Source organism: Pseudomonas rhizozeae, from assembly GCF_031583775.1.
Lineage (GTDB): Bacteria > Pseudomonadota > Gammaproteobacteria > Pseudomonadales > Pseudomonadaceae > Aquipseudomonas.
In genome coordinates, this window is sequence record NZ_JAVLSB010000043.1 from 217251 (window position 1) to 232389 (window position 15139).

The 15139-nt window shown below is 61.7% G+C and carries 18 protein-coding genes; 12 read left to right on the plus strand and 6 right to left on the minus strand.

Annotation, left to right across the window (positions count from 1 at the left end):
* Positions 1-126 precede the first annotated feature (126 nt).
* Together RG836_RS14305 and RG836_RS14310 are read right to left on the minus strand one after the other, a co-directional pair.
* On the minus strand, positions 127-339 hold the full coding sequence (locus RG836_RS14305) for a hypothetical protein (RefSeq protein WP_310846499.1): 213 nt from the start codon (positions 337-339) through the stop codon (positions 127-129).
* Positions 340-382: 43 nt separating this feature from the next.
* Positions 383-646 (minus strand): DUF2790 domain-containing protein, encoded by a 264-nt coding sequence (locus tag RG836_RS14310; RefSeq protein WP_310846501.1) that lies wholly within the window; start codon positions 644-646, stop codon positions 383-385.
* 305 nt (positions 647-951) lie between these two features.
* Between RG836_RS14310 and RG836_RS14315 the strand changes: the two genes are divergently transcribed.
* From RG836_RS14315 to RG836_RS14335, 5 genes are all read left to right on the plus strand, one after another.
* Complete coding sequence (locus RG836_RS14315; protein WP_310846503.1) at positions 952-1692, plus strand: response regulator; 741 nt, start codon at positions 952-954, stop codon at positions 1690-1692.
* Positions 1689-3008: an ATP-binding protein gene (locus tag RG836_RS14320; protein ID WP_310846505.1), complete on the plus strand. Its 1320-nt coding sequence runs from the start codon at positions 1689-1691 to the stop codon at positions 3006-3008. The genes RG836_RS14315 and RG836_RS14320 overlap by 4 nt, the downstream gene beginning before the upstream one ends.
* A gap of 86 nt (positions 3009-3094) precedes the next feature.
* Complete coding sequence (locus RG836_RS14325; RefSeq protein ID WP_310846507.1) at positions 3095-3958, plus strand: LysR family transcriptional regulator; 864 nt, start codon at positions 3095-3097, stop codon at positions 3956-3958.
* A gap of 128 nt (positions 3959-4086) precedes the next feature.
* Entirely contained in the window at positions 4087-5235 is a 1149-nt protein-coding gene (locus RG836_RS14330) for a sterol desaturase/SRPBCC family protein (RefSeq protein WP_310846509.1), read from the plus strand.
* Between the two features lie 65 nt (positions 5236-5300).
* The gene (locus tag RG836_RS14335; protein WP_310846550.1) at positions 5301-6323 is read left to right on the plus strand and encodes an SMP-30/gluconolactonase/LRE family protein; all 1023 of its coding nucleotides are present in this window, start codon (positions 5301-5303) and stop codon (positions 6321-6323) included.
* A 336-nt stretch (positions 6324-6659) separates the two neighbouring features.
* Here RG836_RS14335 and RG836_RS14340 read toward each other — a convergent pair whose 3' ends face one another.
* Positions 6660-6902 (minus strand): hypothetical protein, encoded by a 243-nt coding sequence (locus RG836_RS14340; RefSeq protein WP_310846511.1) that lies wholly within the window; start codon positions 6900-6902, stop codon positions 6660-6662.
* Positions 6903-6977: 75 nt separating this feature from the next.
* On the minus strand, positions 6978-7229 hold the full coding sequence (locus RG836_RS14345) for a hypothetical protein (RefSeq protein WP_310846513.1): 252 nt from the start codon (positions 7227-7229) through the stop codon (positions 6978-6980).
* A gap of 218 nt (positions 7230-7447) precedes the next feature.
* Here RG836_RS14345 and RG836_RS14350 point away from each other — a divergent pair, with 218 nt between their 5' ends.
* Positions 7448-7969, plus strand: coding sequence for a DUF4142 domain-containing protein (locus RG836_RS14350; protein WP_310846515.1), 522 nt, complete (start codon positions 7448-7450; stop codon positions 7967-7969).
* An 83-nt stretch (positions 7970-8052) separates the two neighbouring features.
* On the opposite strand, the gene RG836_RS14355 is transcribed toward RG836_RS14350, so the two are convergent.
* Positions 8053-8316 carry a hypothetical protein gene (locus tag RG836_RS14355; protein WP_310846518.1) on the minus strand — a complete coding sequence of 88 codons (264 nt, stop codon included), beginning with the start codon at positions 8314-8316 and terminating at the stop codon, positions 8053-8055.
* Between the two features lie 261 nt (positions 8317-8577).
* Between RG836_RS14355 and RG836_RS14360 the strand changes: the two genes are divergently transcribed.
* The 6 genes from RG836_RS14360 to RG836_RS14385 are packed head-to-tail and all read left to right on the plus strand — an operon-like array spanning position 8578 to position 13981.
* The gene (locus tag RG836_RS14360) at positions 8578-9429 is read left to right on the plus strand and encodes an STAS domain-containing protein (protein WP_310846520.1); all 852 of its coding nucleotides are present in this window, start codon (positions 8578-8580) and stop codon (positions 9427-9429) included.
* A gap of 4 nt (positions 9430-9433) precedes the next feature.
* Positions 9434-9796 carry an STAS domain-containing protein gene (locus tag RG836_RS14365; RefSeq protein WP_310846522.1) on the plus strand — a complete coding sequence of 121 codons (363 nt, stop codon included), beginning with the start codon at positions 9434-9436 and terminating at the stop codon, positions 9794-9796.
* On the plus strand, positions 9793-10197 hold the full coding sequence (locus RG836_RS14370) for an anti-sigma regulatory factor (RefSeq protein WP_310846525.1): 405 nt from the start codon (positions 9793-9795) through the stop codon (positions 10195-10197). The genes RG836_RS14365 and RG836_RS14370 overlap by 4 nt, the downstream gene beginning before the upstream one ends.
* Positions 10188-11204, plus strand: coding sequence for an ATP-binding protein (locus RG836_RS14375; protein ID WP_310846527.1), 1017 nt, complete (start codon positions 10188-10190; stop codon positions 11202-11204). Before RG836_RS14370 ends, RG836_RS14375 begins: the two co-directional genes overlap by 10 nt.
* Positions 11197-12048: a sensor histidine kinase gene (locus RG836_RS14380; protein WP_310846529.1), complete on the plus strand. Its 852-nt coding sequence runs from the start codon at positions 11197-11199 to the stop codon at positions 12046-12048. The genes RG836_RS14375 and RG836_RS14380 overlap by 8 nt, the downstream gene beginning before the upstream one ends.
* A complete protein-coding gene (locus tag RG836_RS14385) occupies positions 12038-13981 on the plus strand; it encodes a response regulator (RefSeq protein ID WP_310846532.1) in 1944 nt (647 codons plus the stop codon). The genes RG836_RS14380 and RG836_RS14385 overlap by 11 nt, the downstream gene beginning before the upstream one ends.
* Before the next feature lie 142 nt (positions 13982-14123).
* Here the strand turns inward: RG836_RS14385 and RG836_RS14390 are convergent, their stop codons facing one another.
* Positions 14124-14912: a DeoR/GlpR family DNA-binding transcription regulator gene (locus tag RG836_RS14390; RefSeq protein WP_310846533.1), complete on the minus strand. Its 789-nt coding sequence runs from the start codon at positions 14910-14912 to the stop codon at positions 14124-14126.
* Positions 14913-15139 lie beyond the last annotated feature (227 nt).

Genomic DNA, 15139 nt, shown 5'->3' on the forward strand with positions numbered 1-15139 from the left:
GTTGTGTTCAACGCAAAAACCTGTGGGAGCGGGCTTGCCCGCGATGGCGTCCGGTCAGTCACCATCACTGAACATGACACTCCGCCTTCGCGAGCAGGCTCGCTCCCCCAGGGGGTCGGCGGTGCTTCACGCGGTCTGGTTATCCACCTGCATCCCCTGCGGGGTGCGGCTGTAACCGTTCTCCGCTACAGCCGGGCTTTCACCCTCTTTCGCCAGCGGAGTCAACTGGAAGCAAACGCCACTACCGCAGTGTTCTTTTTCAGCGGCGGCATTGGCGTGCACGGCGCTGCCGGCCAGGGCGAAGGCAACGGCGGTCAGGTAGCTTTTCAACGGGATCATAAGGTTCACCTTTTAGTCAGAAGTGGCGGTTGGAAACACGCGATCAGTTGTTCTCGTTGCAGCCATCAGCGAATTTGCGGTAGTCCAGCACGTTGGTTTTGCCGTGGGAGTCGAGGTAGGTCATTTGCGCATCGACCGGGCCGCAGACGATGCGGTTGTCCTCTTTGATCGAGACCACTTTCTGGATATCCAGATGCGTGCCGTAGCTGTAAGTCTTGGGCGTGACATCGGCTTCGGCACGAGCCGAGAAGGTGCAGATATTCAGGGTGGCGAACAGGCAAGCGGCGAAAACGGACTGGCGATTCATGATGGTTTCCTCGGGTTGCAATGAATGAGTTCGTGGTGTCTGAGCAGCGGCATCTGGCCGTGCTTCGATGGGGCTCATTTAAAGCGCTTGAGGTATCCCGTATGTGTCGGGAAGCGGCGGGTATAAATCGGTAAGTATCAGAGCCGGGGCGGGATACACGGCGATACAAAAGCCGCGCAAACAGGCTTTTTTGCGTTGAAACGTATCCCTCTGCAAGCCAGATACACTGCAATACAAAGGGTGGCAGGCGCGCGCCGGAAGGCTCGGTAGACTGCGGACATTCCCCTTTACAGAGGCTTGGCCCGATGGAGCACGTCGATCACATTCTCGTCGTTGACGATGACCGCGAGATCCGCGAACTGGTGGGCAACTACCTCAAGAAAAACGGTCTGCGCACCACCGTGGTCGCCGACGGTCGGCAGATGCGCACCTTCCTCGAATCAACGCCCGTGGACTTGATCGTGCTCGACATCATGATGCCCGGTGACGATGGCCTGATGCTGTGCCGCGAGCTGCGGGCCGGCAAACACAAAACCACGCCGATCCTGATGCTCACCGCGCGCAATGACGAAACCGACCGCATCATCGGCCTGGAAATGGGCGCCGACGATTACCTGACCAAACCCTTCGCCGCCCGCGAATTGTTGGCACGCATCAACGCCGTGCTGCGCCGCACGCGCATGCTGCCGCCGAACCTGGCGGTCACTGAGAGCGGCCGTTTGATCGCCTTCGGCCGCTGGCGCCTGGACACTTCGGCCCGGCACCTGCTCGACAAGGACGGCACCATGGTCACCCTCAGCGGCGCCGAATACCGTTTGCTGCGGGTGTTCCTCGACCACCCGCAGCGGGTGCTCAACCGCGACCAGTTACTGAACCTGACTCAGGGCCGCGACGCCGATCTGTTCGACCGTTCCATCGACCTGTTGGTCAGCCGTTTGCGTCAGCGCTTGCTCGACGACGCCCGCGAACCGGCCTACATCAAAACCGTGCGCAGCGAGGGCTACGTGTTTTCGCTGCCGGTGGAAATCCTTGGGGCGCACGCATGAACCTGTCCTTTCGCTGGCCACGCACCCTCGCCTCGCGGCTGTCGCTGATTTTCCTGATCGGCCTGGTCCTGGCCCAGGCCCTGTCGTTCGGCGCGCAGTTCTACGAGCGCTACGAGTCGGCGAAAAACACCATGCTCGGCAACCTGGAAACGGACGTTTCGACCTCGATCGCCATTCTCGATCGCCTGCCCGCCGAGGAACGCGCCAGTTGGTTGCAGCGCCTGGAGCGCACCAACTACGGCTGGATCCTCGGCGAAGGCGAGCGCGGCACGCCGATGGACATGCAGGATCCACCGATGGCCGTGACCTCGATCAATGAAGCGATGAACCCGGCCTACAAGCTGACCTACACCGACGTGCCCGGGGAGAAAAAGCGCTTCCAGGGCCACTTGCGCCTGAGCGACGGCAACCCGTTGACCCTCGATGTACGCCCGACCATGCCAGCGGTCTCGCCGTGGTTACCGGCAGTGTTGCTCGCGCAACTGGCGCTGTTGATCGGCTGCACCTGGGCCGCGGTGCGCATCGCCATTCGCCCGTTGACCCGCCTGGCGCAAGCCGCGGAAACCCTCGATCCCAACGCCCATGCCGTGCATCTGGATGAGCAGGGGCCGACCGAAGTCGCCTACGCGGCCAAGGCGTTCAATGCCATGCAGGCGCGCATCAGTGCGTATCTGAAGGAACGCATGCAACTGCTGGCGGCGATCTCCCACGACTTGCAAACCCCGATCACCCGGATGAAGCTGCGGGCCGAGTTCATGGACGATTGCATCGAGAAAGAAAAACTGTGGAGCGACCTCAGCGAGATCGAGCACCTGGTACTGGAAGGCGTGGCCTACGCCCGCAGCGTGCACGGCGCCACCGAAGCCAGTTGCCGCACCGACCTGGATTCGTTCCTTGATAGCCTGATGTTCGACTATCAGGACATGGACAAGAATGTGCAGTTGCACGGCAAGAGCGGCATGGTCATCGAAACCCGCCCGCACGCCCTGCGCCGGGTGCTGGTGAACCTGACCGACAACGCCCTGAAATTCGCCGGCGCCGCCGAGTTGCAGGTGCAGGCACTGGCCAGCGGTAAGTTATCGATCAAGGTCATGGACCGCGGACCGGGTATCGCCGAAGAAGAACTGACGCACGTGATGGAGCCGTTCTACCGCGTGGAAAGTTCGCGCAACCGTAGCACCGGCGGCACCGGCCTGGGCCTGGCGATCGCCCAACAACTGGCGATGGCCATTGGCGGTTCGCTGGTGTTGAGTAACCGTGAAGGCGGCGGCCTGTGTGCGGAGTTGATCCTGCCCAAGGGGATTGCCACGCCCTGAGCCCCCAAGCAGCGGTCGCGCAAATAACTTCCTGACGCAGCCCCGGCCCTTCTACAATCGACGCTTCGTCACGCAACGGTTGCCCCATGGACATCGACCTCGCCCGCACTTTCCTGGAAATCGTCCGTCACGGCAGCCTGGTGGCGGCCGCCGACAAGTTGCACGTTACCCAGACCGCGATCACCGCGCGGGTACAGAAACTCGAAAGCCAACTCGACTGCACCTTGTTCGTGCGCAACCGCGCCGGCGCACGCCTGACACCCAACGGCGAAGCCTTCGTGGTGTACGCCAATCAACTGGTGCAAACCTGGGAAGCCGCGCGGCGAGACTTGCCGTTACCCGAGGGCTATCGCAACGTGCTGCACATCGGTGGCGAAGTCAGCCTGTGCAGCCCGCTGCTGTTGAGTTGGGCGAAGGCCTTGCGTACGCAAATCCCGGCCTACGCCCTGCGCATGGAAATCGGCAACGGCGCCGACCTGCTGCGACAACTGGAGATCGGCGTGCTCGACGCCACGCTGGTGTTTCAACCGGAATACTGGCCAGGGCTGCAAGTGGAACAGTTACTGGAAGAGAAGCTCATTCAGGTGCGCCTGCCCACCCAGCCGACGCCCTACGTCTACATCGATTGGGGCGCTGATTTCCGCCGCCAACACGACGCCGCCTTGCCGGACAAAGCCAAAGCGGCGGTCAGCTTCAACCTCGGCCCCGTGGCCCTGCAATACATCTTGGAAAACGGCGGAAGCGGCTATTTCCGTACCCGCGTCGTGCAGAGCTACCTCGACAGCGGTGTTCTCGAACGGGTGCCCAGAGCCCCGGAATTCAATTACCCGACCTACTTGGTCTACTCTCGCGACCGCGAAAGCAGCATCCTGCAACAGGCGTTCGACGTGCTGCGGCAAGTGGTCAAGGACGACGGGGACTGGTCGCAGCGCTGGGACCCGATGATCTAGGCCCCGAACCACCCTCGCCACACCCGGCGGTTATGCAGCGGATCCTGGCCAATGCGCCCTGTGTCAAGCTCAGGCAACCGCTCAAGGTTCGTCTACGCTGGTGATACTCAACTACCAGGGACTGCTCCGTGAGGCCAACCACCGCCGCCTTCCGCCTGCGCTACCGTGCCGCCATACATCCGCGCTACAACCCGTGGCTGCACGGCGGGTTTGTGTTGCTGTTCGGCGTGCTAGCGATGTTCGGCTTCTGGAGCACGGTGCATCAAGTACAACCCTGGCAATGGCTGACGCTGCCGCTGACCTTGCTGCTGGCGAACCTGGTGATTTATCTGGTGCATCGGCATCTGGGCCATCACAAACGGCGTCTGGCGCAGCTGTTTTACGCGCGGCATGCCGGGGATCACCACAGTTTTTTCACGCCCGGTTTCATGACCTTCGAGCGCGCCCAGGACTGGCAGGTGATTCTGTTTCCCGCCTGGCTGATTGTGGTGCACAGTGTCGCGTTGACACTGCCCGCCTGGTGGCTGCTCAAACAATGGGACGCAAACGTCGCCGGGCTGTTCGCCGGCTGCATGATCCTCGGTTACCTGCTGTACGAAGTGTTTCACGCCTGCGAGCATTTGCCGCCGAGCCATCCCTTGGCGCGGCTGCCGTGGATCCGCCAGATGCGCCGGCTGCATGAGGTTCATCACCGCCGGGAAATGATGCAGCAGCGCAACTTCAATATTGTCCTGCCGCTGATGGATTACCTGTTCGGCACCCTCCACTGGGAACCGGAAACCGATCAACACCTTGTGCCGAGAACCGCCATGACGCGCATGCAGCACCGCATCGAGATCCTGCGAGACCCGCTCGCCGTGCTGGCCTACGCCAGCAGCGTCAGCCGCTGGCCGGAATGGCATCCGTCGTCATTGCGGATTCAGGGGCCGGACGGGCCGCTGCATGCCGGGGCGCGGTTCGAAGAGGACATCCGCGCCGGTGGCCGCGACGGGCATCTGATCTGGCGCGTCGACGAATACTTGCCGGGCCGGCGCTGGAGCGCGCGGGCGCGGGGCGAGAACGGGCTGGAACTGACCGTGACCTATGAGTGCGAAGCCACGGCCAACGGCACGCAATTCGTGCGCACCCTGGACTACGCCTTCAGCGGCTGGGCGCTGCGCCTGGCCAATCAATTGCTACTCAAGCGGCGCATCGATCATGAGTCGGCAGCTTCGTTGCTGGCCCTGCGTGACAGAGTTCACGCCCTTCTCCCCGGCCAGTCCGGGGCCGCCGCTTGAGCCGCGTCCGGTGGTATCACGCGCTGTTGACCTTGTTGCTGTTGATCGTCGCCTTTCTCTTGCTGATGCCGACCAAAGTGCGGCCCGTGGCCTGGTCACCGCCCAGTGCTCCGTCGCTGCACAGCGGCCCGTTCGCGGCCAACCAGTTACTCAACGCCGTCCGCCCGGTCGGGGCGCTGGAGATCGACGGCCCCGAGGCGCTGCTGCTGGAAGAGGATGCACTGATCACCGGGCTGCACGACGGCCGCATCCTGCACAGCAGTCTCGACGGCAAAATCATCAAAGTGCTGGCCGATACGGGTGGCCGACCGTTGGGCCTGGCGCGCCATCCCAATGGTTTGCTGGTGATCGCTGACGGGGTCAAGGGTTTGCTGGCACTCGACGCCCTCGGCCAGTTGATTCCCTTGAGCACCTCGGCGGGAGGTGTGGATTACGGATTTACCGACGATGTGGCGATCGATCAGTCCGGGCATTACGCCTACTTCAGCGATGCCTCGAGCCGTTTCGGCTATGGCTCGGACGGCGATGCAATCATTGAGCATGGCGGCGACGGTCGCCTGCTGCGCTATGACTTCCAGACCGGCAAGACCGAACAACTGCTGGATAAACTGGAATTCGCCAATGGCGTGACGCTGGGCCCTGAGGACAGCTACGTGCTGGTCAACGAAACCGGCGCTTACCGCATCACTCGCTACTGGATCAGCGGACCGAAAGCCGGGACTTCGGACGTGTTCATCGACAACTTGCCTGGGCTGCCGGATAACCTTGCGTTCAATGGCGGCACGCGATTCTGGGTAGCGCTTTACGCCCCGCGAAATGCCCTGCTGGACGGTACGGCAGGCCATCCATTCGTGCGCAAGATGATCGCCCGTGCCTTGAAGGTCTTGCCGGCGCCGGTGGAAAAACGCGGGTTTGCCCTAGGCCTGGATCTAGAGGGCAAGGTCATTGCCAATCTGCAAGCCACCGGCAGCGAGAGCTACTCGCCGATCACGACCGTGCGCGAGTATGGCGAGTGGCTTTATTTTGGCTCGTTGAAAGCCAGGCATATGGTGCGGATGCCGTTGGAAGTGGCGTTGGGTAAGAACTGAGATTTGCGGGGGGTATGGAAAAATAATCTTCAGCGAATGGTCAGGCCTGATCGCTGGCAAGCCAGCTCCCACAGGGGTTTGCGCAGGGCTGCAATGACTCCGCGGCAGGTCGATTGCATTCGCGAGCAGGCTCCCTCCCACTGGTCTGAGTAGTGAATGCATTTGCCTGCACACCGAAGATTACTGTGGGAGCTGGCTTGCCAGCGATGGCGTGCGGATCCATCTCTCCATCGCGCAGTAATCGGTGGCGTGCAGGGTCAATGCGTGCACCACCCAACACTGTGGGAGCTGGCTTGCCAGCGATGGCGTCAGTTCAGTCATACCAGCAACCGAGGTTCAACGCGGATCCATCTCTCCATCGCGCACTGCATTATCAGTCTCTTCTCGCACTTTTTCCGGGTCGATATCAGTGCCATCGTCCTGGTCCATTGGCCGTGCACCTTCGTTATTAGGCAGTTCATCGATCCCCGGCTCATCCTCGGGATTGACCGTGGTGCGCCCGGGGCTGAGGGGTTCGGGATGGGTGGGGATCGGGTCGAAAGCGCCCTGTTCTTCGCTGGGAAATCGGGGAGTGTTCATACGGCACCTCGTTAAATGTCCAGACACTGGACTCTATTCATTCGAGGTGCCGTGGGTCAGGGCTGTTCCAAATTTCTACTGACCTTTGGTCGCGGCTTGCAACTGCTCGACGATTTTGTCCTTGTACCCCAGACGCTTCTCCTTGAGCTTTTTCAGGTCGTCGTCGCTGGGTGCGTCAGACGTCGCGGTTTCAGCTTTCACCACATCGGCGTCAGCCTCGGAATACTTGGCGAGCAGCGAACTGAGAAGAGGATCGTTGGCGCTGATTTTCTGAATCTCTTCCTTGGTGCGGCTCAAATCCTGGTACAGATCATGTTTCACCGGCATGGAACACCTCCGTTGGTTGATCGGCGGCAAACCCGTTTCTGTGGGGTTGCTGTCGATCAGCATGGCCTCGCTTGACGGGTTCTGTCGACCGCCAATCAGACCAGCGGTGCCCGTTCGTCGTCCTGTCGCAATTGCGATAAAACCTTTTTTCGCGCTGAAGCCTCCATTGATTAGCGACGACATGTTCGCCTCATCGAACCTTGTGTGGAGACTCATTTATGGACGGATTCAACTTGCGCCACCTCGCCCTCGCGATTGCCTTGAGCAGCAGCCTGGGCACCGCGTTTGCTGCCACTAACAGCGACTTCGTCGATAGTGCGGCTGCCGGTGGCATCGCCGAGATCGAGACCAGTCGCCTGGCCCTGGAAAAAAGTCAGTCTGCAGATATCAAAGCGTTTGCCAACATGATGATCACCGATCATGGCAAGGCTAACGACGAACTGGCGACCATCGCCAAAAAACACGACATTGAAGTGCCGGACACCACCACCCTGGTGAAACAGGCCAAAGAAAAAATTCTCGACCTGCGCGATGAATCCTTCGACGCCGCCTACGCCAATAACCAGGTGAAGGCCCACGAAGAAACCATCGCCCTGTTCAAGAAAGAAGCCGAGACCGTCACCGACGATAAAAAACCGGGCGCGGTGGAGCTCAAGGGCTTTGCGCAGAAGATGCTGCCGGGCCTGGAAAAACATCTGGACATGGCGAAAAAACTGCAAGCGGCTCACCCAAGCAAGTAAATCGCGTGTGCTGCAACAACAAACCGCCGCCACAAAAAGAGGCCGCATCCCAGGATGCGGCCTCTTTTTGTGTGCCGGAGAACCTAGCCGCCATCAGTATCAATGTCGGCATCGGTGTCTTCACCGGGTTGAGGCCGATCAGGCTTGGGCTCGAAGCCTGGGCTGAACTCGTTGTTGTTGTCATCATGCTTGGCTTTCTGGTCAACCTCGGCGTCGCCCGCCGATGGCGTCGAATCTGGTTGCTGCTGCGTCTGGCCGGGCACTTCCGGGTCGATGGCCGGGTCGTTGCGATCAATCGGCGCACCGCTTTGATCCTGCGCCTGCGTCCAAGTGGTTGAGTTGCTCATAAACACCTCGTTTCGATGGCCGCGAGCTGGAAATACGCCGCGGTATGCCAATTCGAAACGCCGGGAGCACGCGCGGTTCCATAAAGTGGATGAAGGGCAGCAAACATCGCTACTATCGCTGGCGCCGACTAAAGTCAGAACGTCATGCAAAAGAAGCACAAAACCTATGCAGCGCTAACAACTATTGCGCGGCACAATGGTCACTGCTTCGCACTTATCATTTTTGAAAACGGGCACAGACCCTTTCAGGAGCTTATGGACATGGCAACACTGCAAACCAGCACCCTCAGCGCGATCCGCTCGCAACAAAACCAATTGCTGAACGACTGGATCGACGGCCTCGAAGCCAGCGGTGCCACGCGTAACCTCAAGGAGCAAGACCTCAAACAACAGACCAGCGAATTCCTCAGCCTGATCGTCAACGGGCTGGAACGCGACAGCGGTCAGAACATCGCCGCCGCCGGTTGGGACGAGATTCGCCAGTTCCTGGAAAAGCTCTCGCACAGTCGCGCCCTGCTCGGCCAGGACTCGCACCAGACCGCCAATTTCATCTTTGCCCTCAAAGGCCCGCTGTTCAACTTGCTGCAGCGTGAATACAAAGACAATCCGGCGACCCTCGCCGAGCAACTGTGGGAAATCTCCGAGCTGCTCGACGCGCTGGGCATGCACACCATCCGCACCTTCCAGAAATCCCGCGAATCGGTGATCAAGCGTCAGCAGGAAGAACTGCTGGAACTGTCGACCCCAGTGGTCAAGTTGTGGGACGGCGTACTGGCCCTGCCGATGATCGGCACCCTCGATTCGCAACGCACCCAAGTGGTGATGGAGTCGTTGTTGCAGCGCATCGTCGACACCGGTTCGGAAATCGCCATCATCGACATCACCGGCGTGCCGACCGTCGATACCCTGGTCGCCCAGCACTTGCTGAAAACCGTGACCGCGATCCGCCTGATGGGCGCCGACTGCATCATCAGCGGTGTGCGTCCGCAAATCGCCCAGACCATTGTGCACCTGGGCCTCGACCTGCAAGGCGTGGTGACCAAAGCCAACCTGGCTGACGCGCTGAAACTGGCCCTGACCCGTCTGGGTTTGAACGTCACCAAGGCGGTATAAGCCGATGGACCGCATCCCTATTTTGCAGATGGGCGATCTTCTGCTCGTCACCATCCAGGTCGACATGTATGACCAGCTCGCGCTGACCTTGCAGGACGACCTGTCCGAACGCATCAGCCGCACTTCGGCCCGTGGCGTGCTGATCGATATCTCGGCGCTGGACATGGTCGACTCGTTCATCGGGCGGATGATCGACACCATTTCCGGCCTGTCGAAAATCATGGACGCACAAACCGTGCTGGTCGGCATGCAGCCGGCCGTGGCCATTACCCTGGTGGAACTGGGCCTGACCTTGCCTGGCGTGAGCACGGCGTTGAACGTCGAGCGTGGGATGAAACTGCTGCAGGACCGAGTACGTGAACAATGAACGTGCGCAGCAGCGGCAGCCAACCCATCGCGATTGAGCAGGACGTGGTCCTGGCGCGCCAGACCGCGCGCAAACTGGCCACCGAGTGCGGCATGCGCCTGATCGACCTGACGAAAATGGTCACCGCGGTCAGCGAGCTGGCGCGCAATACCATGGTCTATGGCGGTGGCGGCGACATGGACTGGCAGATCCTCGAAGACGGCGGCCGGGTCGGCCTGCGCCTGACCTTCCGCGACGAAGGCCCGGGCATTCCCGACCTGAAGCTGGCGTTGACCGACGGCTGGACCTCCGGCGGCGGGCTTGGCCTTGGCTTGACCGGCGCCCGGCGCCTGGTGGAAGAATTCGAACTCGACACCGCGCCCGGCGAGGGGACACGCGTGACGATCACTCGATGGACGTGAACCTTAGAGGGTCGATGACCCAGGTGCTGACCGTCGAAGACAGCAGCCAGATCGGCTACGCCCGCCGGGTCGCGCAGAAGCTGGCGCAAGACATCGGCTTCAACGACACCGACGCCGGCCGCGTGGCGCTGGTGGTCACCGAACTGGCGAGCAATATCCTCAAGCACGCCGAGCGCGGTGAGTTGCACCTGCGGGTGGTGCCGGGCGGCAGCGCCAATGGCATCGAAATCCTGGCGGTGGACCGCGCTCAGGGTTTCGACTTGCAGGACTGCCTGGCCGACGGTTACTCGACCCGCGGCACCCAAGGCATCGGCCTCGGCGCGATCGGTCGCCTGGCCGAGGTGTTCGACGTCTATGCCGATTCCCGCGGCGCGATTTTATTGGCGCGGCTGTACCCCAAGGGCAGCAAGGCCACGGACCTGCGCTTCGGCGTCAGCCAGCATTCGCTGCACAATGACCCGGCCTGCGGCGATGTCTGGCATCTATCGATCTCGGGCCCGAACTTGAGCCTGCTGGTGATTGACGGCCTCGGCCACGGCGAAGACGCCGAGCGCGGCGCTCGTGCTGGCGAAGTCGAATTCGCCCGAGCACCGTTCAATGACCCTCAGTTGTTGCTCGAAGACATCCATGTAGCGATGAACGGCAGCCGCGGCGGTGCCCTCGCCATGGCCCGCTTCAATAACCACAGCGGCGCGCTTAATTTCGTCGGCATCGGTAACATCGGTGCCTGCCTGATAACACCCGAAGGTTCGCGCGGCCTGGCGTCCCATCCGGGGATCGTCGGCGGCCAATATCGCCGGGCCCAGCCTTTTGACTATGCTCACGTGAACGGACAGCTATTGATCATGTACAGCGATGGCCTGCAATCGAGATGGAACCTCAAGGATTATCCCGGTCTGGTGCACCGTCACCCGGCCGTGATCGCGGCGCTGCTCAATCGCGACTTCGCGCGCGGCAGGGATGACATCACGGTGGCGGTGGTTGCGTTGGAGACTGTCGATGACTGATCAGAACGCCTTGATCGAACACTTGCAGGGCGAAGCCGACGCCTTGCGCGCCGAACTGGATGAAACCAATCAGGGCGTGCTGGCGCTGTATGCCGAGCTGGATATGCAGGCCGAGCAACTGCGCGAAGCGTCGGACCTGAAAAGCCGCTTTCTGTCGTACATGAGCCACGAATTCCGCACGCCGCTGGGCTCGATCCTGAGCATTGCCAGCCTGCTGGCCGATGAACTCGACGGCCCGTTGAGCCCCGAGCAGCACAAGCAAGTGGCGTTCGTGCGCGGCGCGGCGCGGGAGTTGAGCGACATGGTCGACGACCTGCTCGACCTGGCGAAGATCGAAGCCGGGCGCATCAGTATCTCGCCGGCCTGGTTCGACATGTTCGACCTGTTCGCCGCCCTGCGCGGGATGTTCCGGCCGATCGTCGACGCCTCGGCGGTGGACCTGATCTTCGAAGAACCGGTGGGTTTGCCGCGGTTGTTCACCGATGACAAGAAGCTCGCGCAGATCCTGCGCAACTTTATTTCCAACTCGCTGAAGTTCACCACCCGTGGCGAAGTGCGGGTTTCGGCCCGCCTGGAAGATAACGAATTTGTGCGGTTTGCAGTCACCGACACCGGAATCGGTATCGCTCCTGAGCTGCATGGCGCATTGTTTGAGGACTTTTCGCAAGTCGACTCGCCGTTACAGAAACGCTTGCGCGGCACGGGCCTGGGACTTTCGCTGTGCAAACGCTTCGCCGCACTGTTGGGTGGCGAGGTGGGCGTCGAGAGCACCCCGGGCGTTGGCTCGACCTTTTTCGTGATCATCCCGCTGGCGATCGCCGGGGAGCCCACCGATGAAACGTGAAATCCGTTTGTTGATCGTCGACGACAACGTCGCCACCCGGTACGCCCTGCGGCGGCGGTTGGAGAATCACGACTACGTCGTCCTCGAGGCGGGCACCGGCACCGATGGCCTGGCGCTGATCGACAGCGAAGTGCTGGACGCGCTGATCCTCGACGTCAATCTGCCGGACATGAGCGGCTTCGACATCGTGCGCAAATTGCGCTCCGACCCCGCCACGGCGTTGCTGCCGGTGATTCATGTGTCGGCGGCGTCGATCCAGACCGGCGACATCATTACGGGTCTCAACGCCGGGGCCGACGCCTACCTGATTCATCCGGTCGACCCGGACGTGCTGCTGGCGACCCTGCGCACCCTGCTGCGGGTGCGCGACACGGAAAACGCCCTGCGTGAGAGCGAGGCACGCTTTCGCGAGATCTTCAGCAACGTCTCGGCACCGATTGCGGTGATCGATGCGCAACTCAAGGTGCATGAATGCAACCACGCGTTTTCGCAACTGATCCAGGCCGACCTGCATTCGCAAACCCTCTCCAAGTGTTTTGCTGACGACCAGTGCGCGGTCGTCGACGAATTGCGCGTGCGCCTGGCCGCCGAGGAACGCTGGAAAGGCACGCTTAACTTGCGGGTCGCCGGCGAAATTCGCGAGACCGAATGGCAGATTTCGCCTTACCGCACGCCGGAGTTGAGCCTGGTGTTCGTCGAGGACGTGACGGAACACCGCCACCGCGAGCGCTCGCACCTGGCGCAACTGGATGACGCGACGAGCCAATTGGCACGGGAAATGGCCGAGCGTGCCCGCACCGAGGCACAACTGCTGCAAGTGCAAAAAATGGACGCTCTGGGCAAGCTCACCGGCGGCATCGCTCACGACTTCAACAACCTGCTGACCGGGATCATCACCAGCCTTGAACTGATCCAGAAACGCATTGCCGATTCACGCATCGACAAGGTCCAGTTCTACACCGAGTCGGCGCTGAATTCGGCCATGAGCGCGGCGTCCCTGACCCATCGCTTGTTGGCATTTGCCCGCCAACAACCGCTGGATACCCGGCCGGTGGACATCAACAACCACGTGCGTTCGCTGGAAGAATTGCTGCGCCGAACCATCGGCGAACGGATCGCGCTGAAGCTGGAACTGACCAGCAAATCGGCGATGGCGCTGGTCGACCCGATCCAGCTGGAAAGCGCAGTACTCAATCTGGTGATCAACGCCCGGGATGCGCTGCCCAAGGGCGGCAACATCTGGGTCAGCACCTACGCGGCCTATTCCCACGGCGACCCGAAGCTGGAAGACGGCGCCTATGTGGCGCTGGCGGTGCGCGACGACGGCACCGGCATCGAGCACAGTGTGATCGACAAGGTGTTCGACCCGTTCTTCACCACCAAACCCCTGGGCCAGGGCACCGGGCTAGGGCTGTCGACCATTTATGGATTTGCCCGCCAGTCCGGCGGCGATGCGCACATCCGCAGCGTCGCCAGCCGTGGCACCGAAGTGACCATCATGCTGCCGGCCACCACGGACCCGAGCCCGGCTGAACCGGATCCGGTCACGGTGGATCAGCAGGGCGCCGGTGAACATGTGCTCATCGTCGAGGACATGCCGTCGGTGCGGATGTTTGTCGCCGAGGTACTGGTGGATGCCGGCTACCGTTGCACTCAGGCCGAAGACATCGAAACCGCCATGGAGCGCTTGCAGAACGACCCGAGTATCGACCTGATGCTGACCGACGTCGGCCTGCCACGCATGAGCGGCCGCGAACTGGCCGATGTCGCCCGGGGCTGGCGCGAGGCCTTGCCGATCCTGTTCATGACTGGCTACGCGGAAAACGCCCTCAATCGCCAGGTGTTCCTCGGCGCGGGCATGGACATGCTGGTCAAGCCGTTCCAGATCAGCGAACTGCTCGATAAAGTGCGGCGGACCCTGGACGGCAGTTGATATCGCTCCGAACCTGCGCGAAACCCTGCGCAGCCACCCCACCCTTGAATGCCGCTTTACAGCCGCGCGTTCGGCCTGCCGCCGACGCAGGACGCCGCGCGCCTGCCGGCCCGAGACCCGCAACGGATCGCGGGTGCCCGTGCTATAGCGACGGCTGCAGGATTTCGATGCCCAACCGCTGGTAATCCTCGAGGCTGCCGGTGGTGACCTGACGTTCGGTAATCAGTGTATGCAGGCGCGAACAGGGCGCGACTACGAACGGCTCCACCGCGCCGAACTTGTCAGCGGTGGTCACCGCGATCACGTGAGACGCGCTGACGAGCATCGCCTGTTTCACCGGCACCTCGTCAAAATGCAGCGAACTGATGCCGACCTCGGGATGGATCGCGCAGACCCCGGTGAACAGCAAATCCGCCTTGATGCTTTCGATCAGCCGGACGGTCTCGTGGCCGCTGGAGGCCATGGTCGCCGGGTTCAGTTGCCCACCGGCGAGGATCACCCGCACGCCGGGATGCTCGGCCAGGGTCACGGCGATCATCGGCGACGCGGTGATCGCCGTCAGGTTGATGCCCGCCGGCAAGGCGCGGGCGATCTGCAACGTGGTGGTGCCGGAATCGAAGATCACAATCTGCCCATCCCGCACTTGGCGCGCGGCCAATTGCGCGAGTTGGGTCTTCACTTCGTCGGTTTCGCTGATCCGCTGGTAATAATCCTTGCCGGTGTCCCGGGGCCGTGGCAACGCGCCGCCATGCACCCGCTGCACCAGGCCGGCCGCCGCTAACTCGGCAAGATCGCGGCGAATGGTGTCTTCCGACACCGCGAAGTGCTGGCTCAAGTCCGACGCCATGACCTTGCCGTCGCGTTCAAGAATCAACAGGATTTTTTGCCGGCGCAGGGGCGGCAGTTCAGCCAAGGAGTGTTCGATTTGCATGTTTATGCCTGGGTATGCGGGTTTGTGCGTGTTGCGCAGATTACCGCAAGTCGAGGATATAGGTGTAGTAGCCGGCGCCAGACCCACCGCCATCGCGGGCAAGCCCGCTTGTGTCTGAGTTAGGGAATAAACTCTGGGGTGAGAGGGGTGGATGGCAAGCTGCGAGTCCGCGGTGCTTGAAGCACGAGTGGGAGCAAAGCTGCCATCCACCTTTCTACTCTGGCCCA